Consider the following 23,063-nt stretch of genomic DNA (forward strand, 5'->3'; position numbering starts at 1 on the left):
TCATGGAGGTAGATAAGCCAAACTACTACGCTATTATACCGGCTAGCGTTCGTTATGACAGAAAACTGCAACCTAATGCGATTCTTTTATACGGAGAGATTACGGCGCTAACCAAAAAAGATGGTTATTGTTGGGCGGGTGATTCTTATTTTGCCGACTTATATGAGGTTGCTAAATCAACGGTTCAAACGTGGCTCAAGCGATTAGAGCAAAGGGGACACATTATCCGAACGGTGGTTTACAAGGACGGTAGTCGGCAGATTAAACAGCGCCGAATTACTATTACTGATAGCTTAACTCATAATTCCAGTAACGATGCTAAAAAATTAGATGACCCTACACCGAAAAACAAGGGTACCTATACTAAAAATCTAGATAACCCTATACCAGAAAATTGGGGAGATAGTATTACAACTAGTATTACAACTAATAATAAAAATATAAATAAAAACCATGCAAAGCCACCTAAGTCGGTGGCCGAGCGTGACAACTTTGAATCGCTATGGAAGCTGTATCCCAACAAGAAGGGCAAAGAATCAGCATGGAATTCCTACAAGCGATCTATCAAAGCTGGCGTTACTGATGATGAAATTAAGCAAGGTATTAATAACTATCTTGCTGAAATCAAAGCTAAGGGCACTCCTAAACGGTACATCAAGCATGGTGGTACTTGGTTTCGACAGAAAGGCTGGGAGGATGAATACGACACCACTCCTGACGCAGCAGCAAGCCATAAACGACCAGTTACCGTTAGGGAGACGTTACCAGACTGGGCCCAGGATAATACTACGGTGCCAGCGCCAAGTAATGCCGAATCTGTACCAACCACGGAAGAGATTAATGCCAAGCTGGCTAAGTTAAGGTCTAGTAGAGAAAGTAGGTGAAACAATGCAGAGAGCAAGAGCTGAACAACGGGGCTTAGATCTAGTTATTCATTTGGATAAGCCGCTCAATCAAGAACATCTAGAGACGGTTTCGGGTTCTACTGAACAATTTTACGTTAACTTTGAAGTAGCAGACGTGCGTAAGGCTCGTGTTCAACAACGACGTTTGTTCTTTGCATTACTTCACGACATTGAGGCGTGGTCATTTACGCCTAAGGACTATCTCAAGGATATTTTCTATACGCAGTATGAAATCTATACAGCTGGTAAAGAAATTAGCTTGTCAAACGATACCAAATCGTCTGTAAGCGATGCGAATACATTACTCGACCTAGTTATCGATTTCATGTTTGAATGGCGCGTGCCGTTTAAGAAAGGATATGAGTTATTGCCACGAGACCAGCAATACTTCTTGTATGAATGTTGTCGGTATCGTGTGTGCACGATTTGCGGCAAGTATGCGGATATTCACCATATTGACCCTGTTGGAAGAACTAATCGAACGAAGATTGACCATCGTAAACGGCATGTCATGGCTTTGTGTCGCGAACATCATAGCGAAATTGAGACGATTAATGTTATTAATTTCGCAAGGAAGTATCACGTACCAGTTACTGGTATCAAATTAAAACTTGAAGATTTGAAGAAATTAGGAATTAGGGGAAATTACACTGATGAAAAAGTTGAGCAATGAAGATACAAAAGCTATCAAGAACGGATTAGGAGGATATTAGAAAATGAAAATTGATTTAAACACACCAGACCTCATCGGAAGCAAAGAAGCTAGCTTAATGTGGGGCAAGCAAAAGGATTATGTACGGACAATTTATAACAAGTACCCAGAACGCTTCCCAGCAGGCACAATTCGTAAATTTGGTAAACAAATAGTTGTTACACGAGAAGGTATGGAGGCTGTGACTAAAAGGGAAGCTAAGTACACGCTTGACGAGATTGAGAAAGGCTAGGGCGGTAATTACAAATGATTGGTGATTACAAATCAGGCTACCATGATGGCCAAACAGATATGTTAATGGATTTGGGCTATAAATTGTATATCATGGCTGGACCGTTGCTCTTGAAAAAGTTAACAGAACAGAAGCTTACTACAGAAGAAAATACCCGCTTAGAAACAATTAACAAGATTGCGGAGTGGGTAAAAGAAAAGGAGGAGACAGAAGGTGATTAATCGAGCAGTACTAGTCGGGCGATTAACGAGAGACCCCGAACTAAAGTACACAACCAATGGCGCAGCGGTCGCTAGCTTTAACCTAGCAGTCAATCGCCAGTTTACTAACTCACAGGGTGAACGCGAAGCGGATTTCATCAACTGCGTAATGTGGCGAAAGGCGGCAGAAATTTTCTGCAACTATACTCACAAAGGTTCGTTGGTTGGCATTGATGGCCGGATTCAAACCCGTTCATACGAAAACCAACAAGGACAACGAGTGTATGTTACCGAAGTTGTTACAGAAAACTTCTCGTTGCTGGATTCAAAGCCGAAAGAACATCAGCAAAATAACGCAGGGCAAGTATCAACGCCAGGAGATCCGTTCGCTAATGGCGGACAGTCAATTGATATCACCGATGAAGATTTACCGTTCTAGGAGGTTGAAAAATGACTACATTTCAAGAGAGACAACGCTTGCGGGAACAGGCAGCCTATTATCTAAATATGGGGGATGTTGATACATATACTCAATTAATGCACGAGGCACAAATGGGCATTCCAAACAGCAATAACGACCTGAAAAATTGGGGATCTAATAACAAACGAACTGTTAATCGGCGGAAGGCAGTCAAACAGTTGATGGACGATTATACCAGAAAAGAAATTGCTGAAGAACTAAACTGTGATATTTCGACCGTCAGAAAGGACATTATATTTCTACGGGAAAAGGAGCAAGAGGAAGAACATGGATAAGTTGATAATCGGACTGGCAATGGTAGGAGTGCTGTTACTATTAATATCACATCCAGCAGGTGCGATGATTACGATCGCCTTGGCACTATTTTTACTTAGTTAGGATGAGAACGATGGAGATTTTTAAAAGGTTTTATAAACGACTGCAGACAGTTGCATGGAATGGCGGTTTAGAAAGTTTGATGGCTGATTTGTTCGCCATCCTCGCGACAATAGACATCTTTATGAAGGATGTTTCAATGACAGAAAAAGGACTAATGATATGCCTGATGTTGTTATTTGACATTTTGTCGATTGTTAAACGATGGGATTACCGGAAATCGAAAGAATGGGAGAGAAATCAATGAAAGATAGAGCGATTAATGCATTAATTAACACACTAAATAACGGATTGCAGTCCGCCCCACAAATAACTAAACAAATAATACGTCAGTATCAACAAAGCCAGCTATTTTATGTGTTTATATGCGGGACACTAGCAATTATTTTTGTTATTATTCCACTCATTTTCTGGATAAAGTGGTTTAAAAACTACAAAAAATGGCGAAATGACGGAGGACCAGAATCTTCTTTTCTTGATACTGATATAGACGGATATGTCGATGACGTTGGTTTAGAAATAGTGACATGGATCGGTGCAATTATGACTTTCCTACTATGGTTTGTCGCAATCATAATGACCATATCTGCATGTGATAGTTTAGGCAATTATATGTCTCCTATTACATCAATAATTGCGGATTGGAAAGGATAGCGTTATGAAGGGACTTTTTCAACTAGCAGTAGGATTAACGGAACTTGTAATCGGCATACTACTATGCTGGGCAGCGTTGATTTCAGTAATAAGAGGGATTGTGTTTTTGTGTCAATTCTTCTTTTAGCAACAAAAAAAGCCCCACAGCCAATTGCTATGAGGACAACCAATAATCTAATTATAGCACACAGGAGACTATGGGGGATGGACGTTTTGGCAATACCTAAGATTAATACTAAAGGGACAATGTGGCGGGTTAAGGACTTTTTCAAAAGAGATTATCCAGGGATTTGCAGACGTGCCGGCAACAATCCGACCGGCATTCGAGCGGTAATCATTGATGGGATGCCCAAGTCACAAGCAGCAGGTAATAACGCAGAAGAAAAGATAACCGATTACATCGCACAGCAGGTCGAATATGAAAAAGTGGTTAATGCAATTAGATCGCTAGACATGCGATCACAAGACATCATCACTTATGATGTAATCTAAAATCGCACGGTGAGCTGGTGTTCGGGAAGGTTACATATGACGCGATCAAGGTACAACGATTATAAGAGATACGCGCTAAACGCCTTTGCTGACGCCTACGAGTACCAAACTTTTGGAGAGACAGACCTACATGAATACGAGTGAACGCAAAAAATCGGACTTTTGGTGTACTTTTATCGGATTTTTGTAGGACTTTTATCGGATTTTTATCGGACTTTTTTGAGGAGAAACGGCGGTAAAATGATATTGTCGAAGGATTGAGGGATACCAATTAATAGATTTCCTTATCGCGTTTCTCCAATTAGATTTGTATATTTTGCCAACTAGTCTCAATCCTTCGGCAAATTGTAGATGTAGCTCAGTTGGTAGAGCACCTGACTGTTAATCAGGAAGTCGCAGGTTCGATTCCTGCCACCTACGTTGCGATATTAATTGCTAAGACATAGCCAAGTGGTTATGTCTTTTTTGATGAGGGGGAGGATGGGCAAGATTATGGTTAAATGCTTAAAAGTTTTAATATCAATAATTATAGTGATATCGGCCTTATTTTCTAGAAATACCGAAGCCTTGTGTTTTTCAATTTCAGCGTTGTTTTTTTCATTCCAATAATGCGATAATTACAGTTAATATCTAATTTGTATGAGGTTATTGGTAATGAAGATTGGAATATTTAATGGCGAACTATGGAAAAAAATATCAGCCACCGGAGGATGGGTCTTTGGATTTTTAGGAGCTTTAATATCTTTTATAGATATTGAAGAAGCAATCAGAGTGAAAATGTTATGCGCCTTTGTTGTTCTTATGATTATTTTCTTCTTATTTGAGTTAATTAAAGCTAATATCTTGTGGAAAGCAAGGTTAAATGTTGGAGAATCAGAAATAATAATAAGAGAAGGAGATATTTTTAGTAACGATATATATGAAAATAAGAAACTAATAAAGGTTTTTGCTTTTAATGAATATTTTGATACAGAAGTTGATGATAATGTAATATCACACGGTTCTTTAAATGGACAATTTATAGATAAGCATGTAAATAATGTATTGTCGTTAGATAAAGCTATTGATTCAGATAAAAGATTGTCAACCAGGCATAAATTAGGAGAAGATAGTACTAGAGAATCCGGGAAAAAAATAAAGTACGAATTAGGTTCAATCTTTAAATTCTCAGATGATATATTTTTGACTGCGTTAACCCATTTTGATAGCAAAAATAGAGCTTACTTATCTATTCAAGATTACATTAAGTTTCTGGTTAATTTTTGGGACGAAATAGATGAGTTATATGCTGGAAAAACAGTGGTTATTACTCTCTTTGGATCTGGAATAACTAGGTTGGATCATGATAGATATTCTGCAACGGAAATACTTGACACGATCCTCTGGACTTTTAAACTACGCAGGATTAAATTTAAGAAGCCAACTAAACTTATGATACTTTTAGATAAGGATACAAATAGGCAAATCAATTATTTTCTTTTAAGGAGTAGATTTTATGGCTTACAGAAATAAAGTATATGTTGCTTTTGATGGCGATAATGACATTAAATATTACTATTTAATGAAAGCGTGGAATAAAAATCCTAATTTTGACTTCGAAATTAGTGACGCTCATGATTTGCACAGCTCCAGGGATACAAGTACTGAAGAATCAATTAAGAGAAGTTTAAGACAACGGTTTGCAAACTCTAAACTATTTATATTATTAATAGGAGAGCATACTAAGTATTTAACAAAATTTGTGAAATGGGAAATTGAAACAGCGATTAGGTTGGAACTGCCTATAATTGCAGTTAATTTGAACGGTTCTGAAAAAGAAGATAATTTAGTGCCTTCAAGTTTAAAGGGCGAATTAGCAGTTTTCGTCCCATATAAAGAAAGAGCTATTAAACACGCTATGGAAAATTGGCCTACTTTTGATAAGAAATACCGAAAAGCTGGTAAAACTGGAGCATATTACTACGAAAACTAAATTTATAAACTATAATAAAAGTTTAATAAATTGACAGCTTAGGCTGTCTTTTTTTGTACATGAAATTAAGGGAGTGATAGCCATTGTAAAACTAATACATTCAAAGTACGGATATGAAACGCCGGAATGGACGGCAGCTGATGCTAAATTAGAAAAATGGTTAAAGCAAAAAAAGAAGGACGATCCTAAAATGGACCGTCCTTTTATTATGCCTAAAAAAGAAAGAGAAACAATTAAGATTGATTGGAACAAAAAAACGAGCACATAGCCTGCCATCCTTGTAAATGTTGGCGTAATGGTGATAATCGACGTTAAAACACTTAATAAGTTGTCTAACAAAGTTATTTCCATAATACCACCTTCTTTCATAAGAAAAAGGATCAGTATTGCTACGACAAGGAATATGGCATCGCCTATATATGGCAAGCTATATGTTCGTTCCTTAACTGATTTTACTATCAGTGACTTGTTTAATCAAATGGAGGTGTGGTGATATGTGATGAGAAAGCTAGAACAAGCAGAAAAAGATTATCTCTCTGGTATGAAGTACAAGGACATTGCTGATAAGTACGATGCTTCGATTAATACCGTTAAATCGTGGAAGAACCGTTATGGTTGGCAACGTGGATCCAAAAAGGGTGCATCCCCACCTGAAAAAAGGGTGCACACAAAAGTGAAAAAGGGTGCACACAAAAATGAGGGTGCGGATAACGAGTTAAGTCCGTCACAGGAATTGTTCTGTCAGTTGGTTGGCGGGCAGAGATTGCCGTTATATCGGGCTTATATGGTGGCCTTTGATATTAAAAGCAAATCGTTGGAGTCAATCATGTCGTCGGCGTCTAGACTTGGTAAACGTCCTGAAATAAATGCAAGAATTGTTAAGATTCAGCAGGAAGTGGCTGCTAAACATGAATGGTCGTTGGACAGTGTTGTTGATTCATTAACGTTTGTCCATGACGAAGCCAAGGCAGACATCTTCTTGCAAGGCATTAAAAAGGCTAACTCAGACGCCATGCTGAACTCACTCGACCGCATTACCAATCTGTTGCATATCAGTGATGAAGGACGCCGTGCTCAAGCTGAGGCAGATGTTGCCAAGATTAAAGCAGACGAGTTGCAAGGCAAAGGTGAGGATAATCCAATCTTGTTAGCAATGGCTAAACAAGCACAACAATTGGTCAATAAAGAAGAGGAGGATAAAGAATGAAGACGTTTATCAAGAATATTAATTACTCACCCAAACAAGCTAGTTTTATCTTTTCTCCATTTGACCATCTGTTTGATGTCAATGAGGGTTCAATCCGTGCTGGTAAGACAGCTGCTGATGATGCGCGTTTAGCGCTTTTTTATTTGGTTTCACCTAACGAAACACATTTGGTGAGTGCTTATAACCAAGAATTAGCTTACAAGCTGTTTATCGAAGGCGATGGGCTAGGACTTGCTTACATCTTTGATGGCGTCTCACATTTACGACGTGACCGTGGTGGTGACCATTTAGAAATTGATTTGCCTTCCGGGAAGAAAAAGGTTTACTTCAAGGGTGGTGGAAAGTCGAACAGTGCCAATTCAATTCGAGGGTTGTCGCTTGGTTCGGTTGCTTACTCGGAAATGAATCTCCTAGATAAGGAGTTCATTGATGAATCATTTCGACGGACAGCAGCAGCTAAGATTCGCTATCATTTAGCCGACTTAAACCCGCCGGCGCCGCATGACCCAATCATCGAAACGTTTAAAGAATATGGCGCTCACTGGTTGCATTGGACAATGAGTGATAACCCCGTCATGTCAGAACAACGCTTGAAGGAAATGGAAGAACAACTAAAACGAAATCCATATCGTTACAAGCGTGACTGGTTAGGGCTCCGAGTAATGCCACAAGGTGTTATCTACTCAATGTTTGATGATAAGGATATGACCGACCAAGCACTAGTTGGCGAACCAGTGGAGATGTTCTTTGCTGGCGATGCCGGTCAGAACGATGCTACTACGTTGAGTTGCAACATTGTCACTCGCGTGGTTGACGGTGATGGCGCGCGTTTTGTTCTTAATCGAGTCGCTAATTACTATCATTCTGGAACCGAGACAGGCGAGACTAAAGCAATGTCGACGTATGCGGAAGAATTACGCCAGTTTATTAACTGGTGTCACCAGAAGTACCAATTATATTATTCTGATATCGTAATTGATCCAGCGGCTAAAACATTGCGTGCTGAACTTGAGAAGCTAGGCATCATGAGTAGTCCCGCCAATAACAACGGTAATGAAAAGGTTGGTTCTGTTCGTGGCATTGAAGTAGGGATTGAACGCCTACAGAACTTAATGACCAACCAACAGTTCCGCCTAGTAGAGCCAAACAGTGATTTGTATAGCCATTATCACTTCATTAAGGAGTTAGGGATGTATGTTCGCGATGAAAACACTGGGAAGCCAGTTGATATGAATAATCATGCAATGGATGAAGCTAGATATGCAGCTAATTACTTTACCAGCCGATATGAATAGAGGTGGACTGAATGCCAGAAAACTTAATCTCAAAGACAAAGGCGGTGTTGCAAAGAATGAATGTGTTACCAGTACTAAATGAGGTACAAGACCATAAGAAGGTAATGATTAGTGATCTAGACGTGGCACGTATTAAGAAGTATCAACGTTTATACGAAGGCAATCCGGAATGGAAAGTGCGGACGTTCAGAAATATAAATGGACAGACCGCGGTTGTACATCGGCAATTACTAAACATGCCGAAGGTTACCGCTAAGAAATTATCCTCATTGGTGTTTAACCAAAAAGCAAAAGTGGATGTATCGTTTGAAGATGTTGACCCTTCACAAGATAGTAAAGCCTATGATAATCCAGCCAATGAATACGTCCATAAAGTATTAAAGGACAATCGTTTCAATGAGACATTCCCCCGGTGGTTGGAATACATGTTTGGGGTAGGTGGTATCGTTATACTTCCGCAGTGGAATGATGGCTTAAAAATTAACTTTGCGACTGCTGACGCATTCTACCCAATCAGCACCGATTCTAATGGCGTGAGTGAAGCGGCTATTGTATCAACGTCGACGCAAAATGGTAAATACTACACTTTATTTACGTGGTATGAAAAGAAAACCGGGGATGATAATAGTTACATTGTCACCAACCAGCTTTATCAATCTATCAACGCTAATGATGTCGGTTCGCGAGTACCGTTATCAACGGTATATCCTGATTTAGCAAAGTCATGGGAGTTTACTGGGTACTCTAGAGCGCCATTCATTTATTTACGACCTAATGTTGCTAACAACAAGGATATGACCAGTCCAATCGGCATCCCTCCATATGCGAATGCCATTGATACATTACGAACGCTTGATGAAATCTACGATACGTTATTTCAAGAGTTTCGCATGGGTAAACGTCGGATTATTGCACCAACTTCGATGTTCAAACGTAATACGGACCCCATGACTGGAAAAGTTGATTATGCTGTCGATTTGGATGAGGAAGTTTATAAAGCTTTCAAGTGGGATGCTTCAAATGGTGATGCCCCAGCTAAGCCAGAAGATATTACTTTAGGTTTACGGCAAGAAGATATCATATCCGCCCTAAATGGCGTGTTAAGAATCTATGCCTCCCAGATTGGATTGAGTCCCGGAGCATTTACTATGGATGAGAATGGCGTCCAAACTGCCACTGAAGTTATCAGTCAAAACAGTGAGACGTACCATACTAAAAATGACCATGAAACTATGATTGAAGAAGCGTTAATCCAGTTAGTGCATCTAATTTTAGATATCGGTCATGACCATGGCGAATATAGTGGCAGCCTGGATGTTAATGTGTCAGTTAACTTTGATGATTCGATTGCTCAAGATCGCAACGAAAATTTGGCATATTACATGCAGGCCTCTGGGAACAAACCATTAATGCCACGGTTGCAAGCTATTCAACAGGCCTTCAATTTAACTGATGATGAAGCCAAGAGTTATTTGCAACAACTGCAGAGCGAAGAGCCTGGGCAAGGTGACATGACCGATATTGCTGGTGAAGAAGAATGAGCTTAAATCCATGGCAACTAGATCGATATTCGCAACCAGTTGTTGATCACTATATTGATGTTGAACAGCAGATCATTGAATACATTATTGATTCAATGACTGCCAAAGCCAATCAAGATGATATTGATGGGGATGATTATGCCGTTCAGAATTATGCGACAGGATTAGTTAAATATGCTAAAGAGATGAAAAGCCAAGTTCATGCTGATATTAAACAAGCGGGACAAGATAATATTGACCCATTGGATAGTTGGCTAAAAGAACATAACGGTCAGGTGGTTAAAAAATCAGGTGACCTAGTAAAACAGCATTTAGCAAACACAGATTCGTATCTTAAACTAGCCAGCAGAAACATGTCTAAGAACGCCGTGGATGGAATTCGCAACATTATCACTTCAGCTACTAATGAATATCGGCTTGGTAAAGTAACAAAAAAGCAAGCGATTGGTAAAGCACTCCACCAATGGTCTGATAATGGAATACCAGCCTTAATCGACCGGGCGGGAAAACAATGGAGCCCAGAAACTTACGTACGAACAGTGGTTCAGACTCAAGCCAACCGGCTAGCTAATGAAGAAACGTTGCAACGCATTAAAGATAATGGACAGTACGTTGATATTAGTGCCCATGCTGGTGCGCGTCCGCTGTGTGCGCCGTATCAAGGCAAGCGATATTCGATGCTTGATAATGACCCTAAATATCCGTCTTTCTACTCTACAAGTTACGGCAAGGCTGCTGGTATCTTGGGTATCAATTGCCACCATCATCTAATGCCAGTCGCTAATGATGGAGCGGTCTATAACCCGCCTAATATTGACGATGATTTGAATGCCAAAGTTTATAAACAAACTCAACAACAACGCAAGTATGAACGCGAGATTCGTCAGCTTAAGAATCATGTTAGAATTTCAGACAACTTGCACGATAGTATTGGCAAGGCGCACTATCAGATGAGACTGAGAGATAAGCAAACACAGCTCCATGAATTACAGAAAGCCAGTGGGTTACGGCGCCGTCCAGAATTAGAGAAAAACATTTTGAGATGATTAGCTGGTAACAAGTTAGTCGTCTTTTATTTTGCCCTAAGCATGGCATTAAAAGGCTTATTTTTTATGCAATCAATTCGCGCGGTCGTTGCCGTGTAATAAATAACGTTAGGAGAGATTGTTATGGAAAGAAGTAAGTTGACAGATATTGGCTTAAACGAAGAACAGATTAATCAAGTTATGAAGCTCTACAATGCGGATATTGACCCAATCAAAGTAGAACTGAATGATGTTAAAACGGAAAATGCTTCGTTGCAATCAAAAGTTGAGGATCGTGATAGTCAAATTGACAGCCTTTCAAAAGAAGCTGGCAACAGTCAGAAACTTAATCAAAAGATTGCCGATTTGCAAAATGAGATTAAACAGCATGATGAAGATGCTAAAAATCAATTACACGAAGCACAACGTGATAATGCAATTGAGTTGGCTTTGAGGGATGCTAACGTTCGAGATTCTAAAGCAGTTCTTCCATTTTTGGATAAAGACACCATTAAGCTCGAAGATGGAAAACTCAAAGGGATTAACGAGCAAATTGAAACAATTAAGGCCGACCATGATTATCTGTTTAATTTGGATGAGCCAGCCCAACCATCTGGACCATCGTCACATCCAACAGTTGGTGGCGACCGCACGGGTGGCAGTAATGATGTAGCAACTCCAAGTCAAGAAGCTGCTGATTTGAATAAATTTAGAATTATTTAGAGGAGGAATTAACATGTTCGATCCAGATACAACTACGTTACAAGATGCGAGAACCGGAAGCATTCCAACTAATTTAGCAACAGATATTATTACCGAGGTTAAGAGTGGCTCGGCGATTATGAAGGTTGCTAAGGCTCAACCAATGACTAAACCAGTGCAAGAATTTAGCTTCATGAGTGGGATTGGTGCTTACTGGGTAGATGAAGGTCAAAAGATTAGCACGAGTAAACCTACCTGGATGAAAGGTAGTATGACAGCCCACAAGATGGGTGTCATTATTCCCACATCAAAAGAAAATTTAAAATACTCGGTTACTAACTTCTTCGATTTGATGAAAGCAGAAATTGCTGAAGCATTTTATAAGAAATTCGATAATGCTGTTTTGACAGGCAATGACAATCCATTTCCCCAAAGTGTTTTAGGTTCGGCCGCTTTAGTTAAGCAAACAGTAGAAGAAAGTGGTAATAAGTATGATGATATTTCTAAAGCAATGGCATTGCTTGAAGCGCAAGACTTAGATGCCAATGCAATTGTTGCGCCACGGGCACAGAAAGTTAAATATCGCTCTACAAAGGACAACAATGGTTCACCAATCTTTAACGATGCTCATAGTGGGACCACTGCTGATGTGTTAGGACTCCCAATTTCATGGACTCCGTCCGGTTCTTTGGATCGCACAAAAGTTTCCGAAATTCTAGCTGATTGGAATTCAGTTTACTACGGTATCCTTGGCGGGATTGAATACGAAGTACTCACAGAAGCAACACTTAGCGGTGTGCTAGGCGAAGATGGATTACCAATTAATCTAGCAGAGCGTGATATGGCTGCTATCAAAGCTACATTCTCGCCTGCTTTCATGGTTATTAAAGATGAAGCAGTTGCGGCTGTGTTGCCAAAGGGAACAACGGCAACGCCTAATGACACTCCAGCACGCACGAAAGTTGGAGGAGATTCCCCAAAAGCGTAAATCCCGTAGTTGGTGAAGGTGAAGCTGATTCAGCTGTATTAGCTGAATAGGAGGTGGTTATTTGGATTTAATGGTTGATAAGACGTACTACAAAGATGTTTATTGTGGTGCTGAAGTTAAAAATGATGAGCTATTTAAGCGATTTGCAGTAAAAGCTCAACGACAAATTAATAAGTACTGCGATTCCTTCTTTGATACGCACACACTAGATGATATGCCATTAGATAGTGACCGTACCAATGTTAAGAATTCTATTTGTGCCCAAATCGAATATTTTAATGATTTAGGTAGCGCAAGCGAATTAGCAGGTGAAGGCCAAGTAACCAGTATTCATATCGGCAATACAACTAAGAACTATAGCCACGTTAGCTTGAGTAAAGCTACAGCAATGGTTTCAGAACAAGCAATCGAATATTTAGCACCTACGGGATTATTGTACAGAGGAGTGGGCCAATATGATTGATGAAGGCATGCCACTAGAATGGCTAATTCATGATGTCAAAATTACGCCCGCTAATGCAATTAATGATGCAAATAATTGGCAAGATGTGGACGCTGATACTGATAGCTACACAATTAGCCAGTGCCGAGTTGATAGCAATAAAGGATTGGCGTCAATTACTGAAGGAACGGCTGGAACAGTAACAGCTATCCAAGGGACGTATACATTGTATATAGATGCTGAGCATTCATTTCCGCTAGACAAAATACCTAATAATGGTGATTTAGTTGAATGGAGTGACGGTTATTCGGATTTTAGTGCAAACGTCCAAGCTGTTAGCTCGTTATATAGTGACAACGGCATTAATCATTGGGAGGTGACTCTACAATGAAAGCTAAAAGTGAAGTTAATATTCAGCCGATTTTTAACATGCTAAAGCAGACTGAAAAAGCAAAGCAAGCGGCTGCTGAAGAATTAGTATCAATATCAGACCCGTATGTCCCATATTTAAGTGGTGATACAGCGGCTAGCCCGACAATCCATTCAAGTGTGGGGACAACCTACATTGAATATCCACTGGAATATGCTAATTACATTTATCAGGGGCAGGCGATGAAAGGCAACAAGCCTAAGCACGCCACTGGTAAGCCATTGGTGTACGGTACAGCTCGCCACCCACTAGCAGGTCCACAATGGGACCAAAGAGCGCTTAACGATCATCCGGGCGTTTTAGAGAATGTGGTTGTGGAGGCGATGCTCCATGGATAAAGAAGTTAAAAAGGATGTTGAGCGCTCAATCTTAACGTACATTACGAATAACATTGATTTACCCGAAGATATTGCTTTAGGCGACAGCATCAAGCCGGGTAATTCAATCTCTTATCTAATGGGGGCAGGAAGTCCTGGTCAAAGATATTATGACGGCAGACGCAAAAAGCATTATTTATTTACGATTTCAGTTAAAGATACTAATAGTCTTAAAGCGATTAATTTATTGAACGAAATTATGGATTTAATGGAAATAAGAGGACCTAACAATCTGAAAAGTTTGTCGGGTTCTTTTTCTTTTGTCAGTTCGTCCATGAAAAATAACCCAACTTATCAGGGAATTGTAAATGATAAAGGAATAGAACGTGCGGTTATTTCAGGAAGTTTTGAAGTGACTGTGATTATTTAATAAAGGAGAGTAATTATGGCAAGCATATACAAAGATGTTAAAGGTGACATTTTAAATAACTATTTAAACGAGCATTGGATTGCTAAACCAACAGCCAATGGTGATTTAGAATGGTTTTTCTTAGGAAATGGGATTACCCAAGTTGATTTTAAACCTACCGATAAAAAGAAAACAGCGGCTTACTACGATGGTGGCGGTTCAGAAGGGACTACAGTAACTGGGGTTACATTCTCACTAGATGTGACTGGTGACCGTGCTATTGGAAATACTGCCCAAGACATTATTGCTGATATGGATAGTGAGACTGGCAAGTCACGTGTCGTTCAATTCCGGCGAATTGAATACATCCTAAACGATGATAACAAGCTTCAAGCTACTCGTGCTTACGATGGTGAAGCAACCGTTTCAGATATCCAAGCCGGTGGTGGGGCTGCCGATGATAATGGTAGCTTTAAGTGCACGATTACGTACAATGCTAAGCCACATGTGCTTAAAGCAAAGGACGATGCAGCGGAACTAGATGCGTTGCAAAATGATAATCCTTGTCAAAACAAGGACATTCTCCACGTTGATTTGGTTCCCAATGGATCGGACCCAAACTAACCGACCCTACAGCAGGAACAGCTGTTGTAGGGAGCGCAAAACTTGCTAATTAATCAAGAAAGGAATGATAAAAATGGCATACACACCAAATAACTGGGCAGCAGGTGACACAATCACCTCAACCAAATTAAACAACATGGAACAAGGCATCGCTACAGCATCAACTACCCCAGGGCCCGCTGGTAAAGATGGAACCAATGGGAAAAATGGTAAAGACGGAGTGTCGCTAACCGCACTAGCGTTAACAGTTGATGGTGACGGCAAAGTTACCGGCGGTAAAGCAACTTTATCAGATAAATCAACAATCGATGTGACAGTAACTACAGACTAATTTAATAATTTAATCGCCGATGAAATTCACAATACCTAATGGGGCGGTTATTAAGAAGGAGCGTACGTAATGACAAAACATGTAATTGATGTGGAATTACCAGCAACCAAAATTGAGTTTAAGATTGGCGCTAAAACATATACCTTATCACTGGCCGACAAATCAAGAGCTCGTATTAATAAAAAATATGATGCCATTACTAAGTTTGAGGACGAAAAAGGCGATTCAACAGAAATGGTAATCAAACGTTACCAAGATGAGATTGACAAGATTGAAAAAGAACGCGATGAGCGTGAGCTTACTGATAACCCTATGAGCAACCAGGAAGAATTTAAGAAACGCCAAGCCACGATTGCTAAGTTTCAAAGTGAAGTCGACAAGAATAACAAAGAGCTTGATATTCACACTAAGAAATCAGCTATTGACTTCTTAGACTACTTATTTGGCGAAGGCACTGGGAACGACCTCTACAATTTAGTTGACCGGAACACAATCGCTTTATCCAAAATTATTTTTCAAATCATGACGGAATTTAATCGCGAAAATGATATTTATCAATACCGTGAAACGTATATTAAGAAGCTGGCAGAAATCGATAAAACGGACAATGAAGATGATGATTAATCATGAAATTATTAGAAGCTGTTCAAGACCTTGTCGAAGTCGAGGGGGTCAAATATGACTGTAACGTAAGTGTTCCAGCTGTATTTTTATATTTTGAGTTAATGCAAGATGATGGATTAACCGAAGCAGAGAAAATAGATGTGGCTTATCGAATGCTAGTTAAGCCGGACAGTCAAATTGAGCAACCTGCTGTTAAAAAAGCCAAGGTTGTTAAAGCTATTTATGATCAAAAAATTTCGAATGGCGAACAGTCTGCTGAAGATTTTACTAAGCCTAAGAACTATGACTTTGATCAAGATAATGATTTGATTTACTCCAGCATACTCCAGCAGTATAACATCAATATCCGTGATAAAAAGGTTATTGCAAACCTGCGTTGGCATGATTTTCTTAGCTTATTTTCTAATTTAGACAGCAAGACCCCGTTTGGTCAGGCTGTCTTTTTTCGCGGCGTTAAGATTACGGACGATATGTCAGACGAACAGAAAGATTATTACCGCGAGATGAAACGTAAATATGCTCTAAAAAAAGATGGCGAGAACCAAGCATTTGCAGAGATGGATTTACCACATAAGGTTGCTTATTTGGCAAAAATGCGAGCTAAAAAGCAGAAGGAGGGATAGCGTATGGCAGGAGCCACAAACACAGTTCGGATTGATATTGAGCTGTTAACAAAGGAAGCTCGACAGCAAGTTAAGTTGCTCAACGAACAATTGAATAAGATTGGCAGAGGGATGGATACTAAAGCTCCGGATGTGATCGAAAAAACTGGTAAGAGCCTACGTTCAACCGCTACTGCTTATTCTAATTATGCTAAAGCTCAAGAGACTGCGGGAATGAAGACTTCAGCCAACGTTACCCGGCTCAAAGGCTTGAAAACGCAAATGAGCCAGAATCAAACAGCCATTGAGGCCCAGAAGAAGAACATCGACTTATTGACTAAAGCTTACGATGAAAATGATAAGCACGTTGTTGAAGCTAAGGGTAAATTAGCTGAATTACGGTCACAACAGACTTTAATGGGTGCAAAAGTCGACGAGCTAGGTAAGAAGTACGGTAATTTAACACCGAGAATGGCCGCCGCAATTGATAAGCAATTAATCCTTAGCCAACGCATGAAACGAATTGGCGATTCAATGACCAATATTGGTCGAACAGCTAATTTGACGTTGACCGCTCCCATTGTTGGCGCATTTGGGTTAGCTACGCACGCTGCTAGTCAATATCAGTATGAATTGCAAGACATCCGTAAGGAAGTCCAGGCGCAGGGTTATTCTGGCAAAGAAGTTAACTCAATTATGAAGGATTTATCCACCGAAACCTTGAACTGGTCGCGGAAGTTTGGTTCTGCGACAACCGAGATCAATAAGGGAATGTTTGAGCTAGTTTCTAACGGTTATAACGTTAAGCAAGCTATGGGTATGATGCCAATGCTTCTTAAAACTATGACTGCTAATGGTGATAAGGCGGGACAATCCATCGAGTTAACTTCCTCGATGTTGGAACAATTCGGCCAAAATATTGGGTCAAACAGCAAAGTTATTGCTAATGGTAATGCTTTAATGAATCAAATGACAGAAGCCACTCATAAGGCGGCGATGTCACTAGACGATTTAAAGACAATTAGTGGTAACGCAGGTGCGGCAATGCATGCGATGGGTGTTTCAACTAGTGACTTTTTGGCATTGTCCGGGCGACTTAAATCTGCCGGGATTGATGCTAGTTCAGTTGGTACTGGGCTATCATCAATGATGACACGCCTTGGAACTGGTACTGGACAAGCAGCTAAGGACCTGAAGAAGTACAATATTCAAGTCTTCGATAGCGCTGGTAAGATGAAAAGCGTCTTTGATATCCTTGGTCAGATGCAAAAGGCCTATAAAGGTATGAACGACGAAGAGCGTCAGAAGTTCATGTATGACGTTGTCGGTCAAGAAAACATGAAGGTTGGTATGACTTTAATGGACGCTAACCTAGGTCGCTATAAGTCTTTATCAAGTGAAATTAAGAATTCTACTGGGACAGTTGATAAATACAACAAAACCATGCGTCAAACTAATGAGTTCACGCAACAGCAATTTATGGCCACTCTCAAAGCTTTAGAGATTTCGTTTGGTCAAAAACTCTTACCGGCAATTACGCCAGTGATTAAGATGTTTACTAATTGGATTGAAGCTTTTAGCAAGCTCAATGGGGATCAACAGCAGTTCATTGTTAGGACTGGTTTAGTAGTAGCAGCGCTAGGACCTATATTATCGATTGGTGGAAAGATATTTTCGTTAATAGGTAATATCCATAGTGGAATTGGTGCAATTGAGCGTTTCTTTGGTAATTCTACAGTTCTTTCTAAAATTCAACTAGAAAATGATGCGTACAGCGAGCAACTAGCTTTACTCAAGGAGATTAACTCGCAACAGGGACTGAGAGTTGAATCAACTAAAGGCACAACAATCGGTAGTGCAGGTACAGTTGCAGAAACTGGAAGCCGTGTAGCTAATAATGCCAATAAATCTCGCTGGGCTTCTGCTGGAATAGGTTCTAAGCTATTAGCCGGTGGAGCGGCAATTGACGCAGCTTCATCATTCTGGGGTGCAGTTAAAGCTCAATCCGGCGAGCAGAGGAATCAAGCCATCTGGGAAGGTGGCGGCAAAACCTTAGGTTTAGCAGTTGGAGGTGTACTAGGTGGCCCAGCGGGAGCAGCTGCTGGAGAATTTATTGGAGGCGCTATTAGTAAATACATCAAGGTTAAAGATGTAAGCAAATCGTTTGAAAATTCATCTAAGCCTAAGAATCCAACAACTAATCAAGTAGTCCCTCTTGGTTTAGGGTATGTGCCAACTGGTACAGAAAATCAAGCTGAAAAGGGAGCTAAAAAGTTCAAGAGCGAATGGAAAGACGCTTTTCAATCCATTGCAGGTTATTCTGCCAATTCATTAAGCACGTTTGAAAAATTCCAAAGTTCAGTTAATAAAAAGATTGATTCTGAAACAAACAAACAGAAAAAGGATTCCGCTGATTCGCTTAAGTGGTTACTTAAAAGTGGAAAAATTAGTCAGAAGGAATATAACGCTGATATAGCGAAAATAAATGGTAATAAGAATTCATTGGCTAGTCGAGCTAAAAAAGATTCAGCAGCAGTTGTCCAGGCAAGACGAGATTTAAACAAGAAACTTAAAGCAATCAATAATGAATACAAGAAACTTGAACAAGGCAAGTCACGCAGTGAAGTAAAAAAGCTTGAGAAGGAGAAACAGCAAGATATTTTACAAGCACATCAAGATGGTGACAACAAAATCAAGTCCGCCGAAAGAAAACTAGCAAAAGACTTGGCTTCAATAGAAACATCTTCCTCAAAAAAGCAAAAGTCAATTCTTAATCAATTAAAAAATTCAGCTGAAAAAATTAGTAACAAAAAGGCTGCCGCTTTGATTAAGAGTTCATATAAGGCTCAGCAAAAAGAAATCAGCAATGCTGAAAAAACGAGGATTGCAACTATAACTTCTGCTGAAAAAGAGCATAAGCGAGTTCTAAAAATCGCAAACGAAAAATATAATGGTGAATATGTTCTTAGTAAAAAAGCTAGAAAAAAATTAAAAGATAGTGCCGACGAAAAGTATAGCGATGCTATTGAGGCTGCTAATAAGAGAAAAGCAGAAACTGTTAAAAAAGCAACGGAAGAGCATAAACAGATTGTTGAAGAAGCTAAGAAAACAACAAAAGGACTCAGTGACCAATATGACACTAATACAGGTGACGCAAAGAAGTGGTGGAGTGGTTTAGCAGATTGGTTTTCTGCTCACTCAATTGTTGCAAGCATTAAACAAGTTTTTAGTGGTGGCAAAGGGAACGGTAAGAAGGGCAAATCTCATGCTCTAGGTGGCCCCATAGCGCAAACACATACTGCATTAGTAGGCGAAGAAGGCCCGGAACTTTCCTATGACAAGAAAACTGGTCGGGCAAGAGTACTTGGTAAGTATGGGCCCGAAGTAACCACCGTTTACGCTGGCGAACATATTCTAACTGCCTCGCAAACTAAAAAGGCATTGAAAGGCAAGTCAGTTAATAGTCTGAAGTCGTATGCTGGCGGGACAGGTGATGCTTCGGTGCTTAATACTAAGAAGTCCGGTGGTAGCACTACTGCTAACTTCAATGTCAAAATGTCGGATAAGGACGTCAACAAGAAAACTAAGTCGGTTGTTAATGAAATTACTGATATGACCAAGAAAGCCACTAAGAAGTTACAAACATTTAACTCCTTTAGTAGCAAAAATTGGAAAGACATCTTTAAAGAAACTGATAAACGGGTTACGGATATTAAGGATACTGGTGTCAATAACATCAGTAGTTTGAGCAAGTCTTTAGCCGGACTAGATAAACAAACTGCCAAAACGTGGCATGCTGATTGGAGTAACATGGCGTCTGATTTTAACGTTCAATTAAGTAAAATTAGTGGTTATGCTCGTAATGATATGAATGCAGCAATTAGCCAGCTCAACCACGGGATTAGTAACATTAACAGTTTAGTTGGTAAATTTGGCGGTAATACGGCAATTCTTCCCGCTATTCCAGCATACGCGAATGGTACTGCTGGGCGTCTAACACAGGATGAACTGGCTCTAATTAATGATGGTCACGGACCTAATTATCGGGAATTGATCCAACATAATGATGGCTCATTTACAATGCATAAGGATCGGAATAAGGTAATTCCGCTTAAAAAAGGCGAACGAGTTTTTAATGGTCAGCAAACTAACTACCTAATTAACCGTGGACTGGTAAAGCCTTACGCAAAAGGTACGGTATCCGATGAGCAGTTGGAAAAAATGGTTGAGAATAAGATTAAGAATCCAGCCAAAGCATGGGACACGGATTATTCTAATCAGGTTAATGACTCAATCACACCAGATATGGCGCGTTCGATGGCTTTATCAGCAAAAAAAGCTATTTCCGAACAAGGTGTCCCTTGGTATCAAGCAGTTTGGGATGTTATTAAAGATGAAATGGGACTTGGTTCCGGTTCTCGTGGTGCATTCTTGAAGTACGCTGTTGATCACTACATGGGTAAGCCATACTTGATGGGTGGCGACGGACCAACCTATTACGATTGTTCTGGTATGGTTGCTGCAGCACTTAAACATTTCGGTATTGATATTGGACGAACCACAACTAAGATGCAGACTGCCACGTCACACGTTGGTTATGGTGACTCAAAACCTGGCGATTTAACCATTTGGGGTAATGCAGACGGAGCTCTGGGACACGTTGGGATTGTGATGAATCATAATGGTGCGGGTAAGATGTTTAATGAAACACCACCACACGCTAAATATGACCCAATTAAGGGCAATGTTGGCATTCCTTGGAAAGGTACTTTCCGGATTAACCAATTGCACGACGAAGACCCGAATATGCCGAAGGTTTCACCACGTTTAAAAGCACTGGTTAAGAAGGAAATTGGTAGCAAAGCGCTTAATTGGATTTCTAATAAGTTTCAACCAGCCGAAGTAACTAACGGTGGAGTTAGTCCAACACCAACTGGCGGACACCGTAACTGGATGGCACAAGCTGGAATTCCGGCTAATGAAATGGCAGGATATTCACAAATTATTGCAGCTGAATCAGGCTGGAACCCCCATGCAACGAATCCTAGTTCAGGAGCTTATGGGTTACCACAAGCGTTGCCAGGTTCCAAAATGGCTTCGGCTGGTTCAGATTGGCGCACCAATCCAATCACCCAGCTAAAATGGATGAAGAGCTATGTTAATGGCCGTTACGGTAGCATTGGACGTGCTCTGGCGTTCAGACGTTCAGTTGGTTGGTATGCAAACGGTGGCTGGGGTCAGAATGGTAAGTTAAATGTCTTTAACGAAACTCCGGGTGAGAATGAAATTGTGGTTAATCCACATCGTAAATCGGCTATTAAGTGGCTTAAAGAAGCGCTTGGGGCAACCGCTAAGTTGCAACCAAATGAGTTTAATAAAGCTTTTGCGCCGGTTGATTTGCCGGAAGAAATGAAAAATATTGATCAAAACATTAGCTTACCAACAGAAATGGCGATGGCAACGCCTGAATCAATTAGCCCTTATCGACCAGTAAAGAACCGTCCACTACAGAATACAGATAATTCTTTGGTTGGTGAATTAATAGAAAAGATTTCTGGCAAAGGCATGAATATTTCTGTCAACATTGATAGTCAAACGATGATTGTTAAGAATATTCCATTAATTAACGCCTTGCTAGGTAGTGATACTGTCAATATTGATTTAAGGAGTGGTACTAGATGAGCGATGATGTAGTAATTCAACGCGATAATGAAGTCATTCATTTGAAAGACTGGGGCGTTCGAGTAATTAGTTTTGACCCATCCAGTGCCAATTCGGTTCATGAAACTACTCAAGTTGGTATTTATGGGACCCAGACGACGTCGTCCAAGGTTGGTGAATTAACACTGACATTAGTTTTTGATTTTTTAGCTGGTGATAAATATGATTTTGAGTTGATTCGTTTGAAGCTGCTAGGGTTGTTTGCTACCCCGGGAGCTTTTTATATTTGGTCGACTAGGGTTCCATATCTAAGATGGAAGGTTGCCGTGCAAGGTTCAGTTAATATACCACGCTATGAATCATCTGATGTAGCTAGTAATGACATTACAGTGACCATGGTCTGCAGTGATGGTTATGCTGAGTCAGTTGCCACGACATTAGATCCTTTGACGTCAACTGGTAAGTGGGGATTAGGTATGAATCTAACTAAGAACCCGAAACCAGAATATCAATTTACTAACACTAATTCATTTCGATTTTTCAATGCATCAAATATTCCATTATTGGCAGAAGAACGACCTGTTAAAATTCATTTTAATGGCGTTGTTGGAAAGTCGCTGTCAATCACTAATAAAACCACTGGTCAGACATTAACCATTAATCATGCCTTAAAAAAGACGGATAAGTTAGTGATTGAAGGCTTGGTTCCTTATATTAATGGAACACAAATTTACAAGGATTGTAATCATGCTTATCTTGATTTCATGCGGGGATGGAATGATATCGCTATTAGCGGAGCTAGTGATTTTACAATTTCGTTTGAAACTCACTTTTATTATTAG

Annotated in this window: 27 protein-coding genes and 1 tRNA gene; all 28 read left to right on the forward strand. The window is 40.0% G+C overall.

Annotated features, from left to right (window positions below; translation table 11 throughout):
- Positions 1-2: 2 nt before the first annotated feature.
- The 28 genes from HMPREF0623_RS09230 to HMPREF0623_RS01545 all read left to right on the forward strand — a co-directional run bounded on the left by HMPREF0623_RS09230 (position 3) and on the right by HMPREF0623_RS01545 (position 23,063).
- Entirely contained in the window at positions 3-884 is an 882-nt protein-coding gene (locus HMPREF0623_RS09230; protein ID WP_004165758.1) for a helix-turn-helix domain-containing protein, read from the forward strand.
- A 4-nt stretch (positions 885-888) separates the two neighbouring features.
- Entirely contained in the window at positions 889-1,578 is a 690-nt protein-coding gene (locus tag HMPREF0623_RS01410) for a putative HNHc nuclease (RefSeq protein WP_004165760.1), read from the forward strand.
- A 43-nt stretch (positions 1,579-1,621) separates the two neighbouring features.
- On the forward strand, positions 1,622-1,849 hold the full coding sequence (locus tag HMPREF0623_RS01415) for a helix-turn-helix domain-containing protein (RefSeq protein WP_004165761.1): 228 nt from the start codon (positions 1,622-1,624) through the stop codon (positions 1,847-1,849).
- Positions 1,850-1,863: 14 nt separating this feature from the next.
- Positions 1,864-2,070, forward strand: a complete 207-nt coding sequence (locus tag HMPREF0623_RS01420) for a hypothetical protein (RefSeq protein ID WP_004165763.1) — start codon at positions 1,864-1,866, stop codon at positions 2,068-2,070.
- Positions 2,063-2,488, forward strand: a complete 426-nt coding sequence (ssb, locus tag HMPREF0623_RS01425; protein WP_004165764.1) for a single-stranded DNA-binding protein — start codon at positions 2,063-2,065, stop codon at positions 2,486-2,488. The genes HMPREF0623_RS01420 and ssb overlap by 8 nt, the downstream gene beginning before the upstream one ends.
- Before the next feature lie 11 nt (positions 2,489-2,499).
- Positions 2,500-2,805 carry an HTH domain-containing protein gene (locus HMPREF0623_RS01430; RefSeq protein ID WP_004165765.1) on the forward strand — a complete coding sequence of 102 codons (306 nt, stop codon included), beginning with the start codon at positions 2,500-2,502 and terminating at the stop codon, positions 2,803-2,805.
- 343 nt (positions 2,806-3,148) lie between these two features.
- On the forward strand, positions 3,149-3,559 hold the full coding sequence (locus HMPREF0623_RS01440; protein ID WP_004165767.1) for a hypothetical protein: 411 nt from the start codon (positions 3,149-3,151) through the stop codon (positions 3,557-3,559).
- A 213-nt stretch (positions 3,560-3,772) separates the two neighbouring features.
- A complete protein-coding gene (locus HMPREF0623_RS01445) occupies positions 3,773-4,051 on the forward strand; it encodes an ArpU family phage packaging/lysis transcriptional regulator (protein WP_143121384.1) in 279 nt (92 codons plus the stop codon).
- Positions 4,052-4,398: 347 nt separating this feature from the next.
- Positions 4,399-4,471 (forward strand) — tRNA-Asn (locus tag HMPREF0623_RS01450).
- Between the two features lie 234 nt (positions 4,472-4,705).
- Positions 4,706-5,563: a macro domain-containing protein gene (locus tag HMPREF0623_RS01455; RefSeq protein WP_126130477.1), complete on the forward strand. Its 858-nt coding sequence runs from the start codon at positions 4,706-4,708 to the stop codon at positions 5,561-5,563.
- A complete protein-coding gene (locus HMPREF0623_RS01460; RefSeq protein ID WP_004165770.1) occupies positions 5,547-6,023 on the forward strand; it encodes a TIR domain-containing protein in 477 nt (158 codons plus the stop codon). Before HMPREF0623_RS01455 ends, HMPREF0623_RS01460 begins: the two co-directional genes overlap by 17 nt.
- 73 nt (positions 6,024-6,096) lie before the next feature.
- Positions 6,097-6,291, forward strand: a complete 195-nt coding sequence (locus HMPREF0623_RS01465) for a hypothetical protein (RefSeq protein WP_004165771.1) — start codon at positions 6,097-6,099, stop codon at positions 6,289-6,291.
- A gap of 231 nt (positions 6,292-6,522) precedes the next feature.
- Positions 6,523-7,230 (forward strand): terminase gpP N-terminus-related DNA-binding protein, encoded by a 708-nt coding sequence (locus tag HMPREF0623_RS01470; RefSeq protein ID WP_004165772.1) that lies wholly within the window; start codon positions 6,523-6,525, stop codon positions 7,228-7,230.
- Positions 7,227-8,525 carry a PBSX family phage terminase large subunit gene (locus HMPREF0623_RS01475; protein WP_004165774.1) on the forward strand — a complete coding sequence of 433 codons (1,299 nt, stop codon included), beginning with the start codon at positions 7,227-7,229 and terminating at the stop codon, positions 8,523-8,525. Before HMPREF0623_RS01470 ends, HMPREF0623_RS01475 begins: the two co-directional genes overlap by 4 nt.
- An 11-nt stretch (positions 8,526-8,536) precedes the next feature.
- The gene (locus HMPREF0623_RS01480; protein WP_004165775.1) at positions 8,537-10,066 is read left to right on the forward strand and encodes a phage portal protein; all 1,530 of its coding nucleotides are present in this window, start codon (positions 8,537-8,539) and stop codon (positions 10,064-10,066) included.
- Positions 10,063-11,112 carry a gp4 family protein gene (locus HMPREF0623_RS09235; protein WP_004165776.1) on the forward strand — a complete coding sequence of 350 codons (1,050 nt, stop codon included), beginning with the start codon at positions 10,063-10,065 and terminating at the stop codon, positions 11,110-11,112. Before HMPREF0623_RS01480 ends, HMPREF0623_RS09235 begins: the two co-directional genes overlap by 4 nt.
- Positions 11,113-11,235: 123 nt before the next feature.
- Positions 11,236-11,814 (forward strand): phage scaffolding protein, encoded by a 579-nt coding sequence (locus HMPREF0623_RS01490; RefSeq protein WP_004165777.1) that lies wholly within the window; start codon positions 11,236-11,238, stop codon positions 11,812-11,814.
- A 13-nt stretch (positions 11,815-11,827) separates the two neighbouring features.
- Positions 11,828-12,781 (forward strand): phage major capsid protein, encoded by a 954-nt coding sequence (locus tag HMPREF0623_RS01495; RefSeq protein ID WP_004165778.1) that lies wholly within the window; start codon positions 11,828-11,830, stop codon positions 12,779-12,781.
- A gap of 61 nt (positions 12,782-12,842) precedes the next feature.
- Positions 12,843-13,244, forward strand: a complete 402-nt coding sequence (locus HMPREF0623_RS01500; RefSeq protein ID WP_036671210.1) for a head-tail connector protein — start codon at positions 12,843-12,845, stop codon at positions 13,242-13,244.
- Entirely contained in the window at positions 13,237-13,614 is a 378-nt protein-coding gene (locus HMPREF0623_RS01505; protein WP_004165780.1) for a putative minor capsid protein, read from the forward strand. The genes HMPREF0623_RS01500 and HMPREF0623_RS01505 overlap by 8 nt, the downstream gene beginning before the upstream one ends.
- Positions 13,611-13,991 (forward strand): minor capsid protein, encoded by a 381-nt coding sequence (locus HMPREF0623_RS01510; RefSeq protein WP_004165781.1) that lies wholly within the window; start codon positions 13,611-13,613, stop codon positions 13,989-13,991. Before HMPREF0623_RS01505 ends, HMPREF0623_RS01510 begins: the two co-directional genes overlap by 4 nt.
- The gene (locus HMPREF0623_RS01515; RefSeq protein ID WP_004165782.1) at positions 13,984-14,400 is read left to right on the forward strand and encodes a hypothetical protein; all 417 of its coding nucleotides are present in this window, start codon (positions 13,984-13,986) and stop codon (positions 14,398-14,400) included. Before HMPREF0623_RS01510 ends, HMPREF0623_RS01515 begins: the two co-directional genes overlap by 8 nt.
- A gap of 15 nt (positions 14,401-14,415) precedes the next feature.
- Positions 14,416-15,003, forward strand: coding sequence for a phage tail tube protein (locus tag HMPREF0623_RS09240; protein WP_004165783.1), 588 nt, complete (start codon positions 14,416-14,418; stop codon positions 15,001-15,003).
- 73 nt (positions 15,004-15,076) lie between these two features.
- A complete protein-coding gene (locus tag HMPREF0623_RS01525) occupies positions 15,077-15,334 on the forward strand; it encodes a phosphoenolpyruvate synthase (protein ID WP_126130478.1) in 258 nt (85 codons plus the stop codon).
- 69 nt (positions 15,335-15,403) lie between these two features.
- Positions 15,404-15,958 (forward strand): hypothetical protein, encoded by a 555-nt coding sequence (locus tag HMPREF0623_RS01530; RefSeq protein ID WP_004165786.1) that lies wholly within the window; start codon positions 15,404-15,406, stop codon positions 15,956-15,958.
- A 2-nt stretch (positions 15,959-15,960) separates the two neighbouring features.
- Complete coding sequence (locus HMPREF0623_RS01535) at positions 15,961-16,581, forward strand: Gp15 family bacteriophage protein (protein WP_004165787.1); 621 nt, start codon at positions 15,961-15,963, stop codon at positions 16,579-16,581.
- A 3-nt stretch (positions 16,582-16,584) separates the two neighbouring features.
- Positions 16,585-22,242 (forward strand): phage tail tape measure protein, encoded by a 5,658-nt coding sequence (locus HMPREF0623_RS01540; protein ID WP_004165788.1) that lies wholly within the window; start codon positions 16,585-16,587, stop codon positions 22,240-22,242.
- Positions 22,239-23,063 carry a phage tail family protein gene (locus HMPREF0623_RS01545; protein WP_004165789.1) on the forward strand — a complete coding sequence of 275 codons (825 nt, stop codon included), beginning with the start codon at positions 22,239-22,241 and terminating at the stop codon, positions 23,061-23,063. Before HMPREF0623_RS01540 ends, HMPREF0623_RS01545 begins: the two co-directional genes overlap by 4 nt.

This window comes from Pediococcus acidilactici DSM 20284 (assembly GCF_000146325.1).
Classification (GTDB): Bacteria; Bacillota; Bacilli; order Lactobacillales; family Lactobacillaceae; genus Pediococcus; species Pediococcus acidilactici.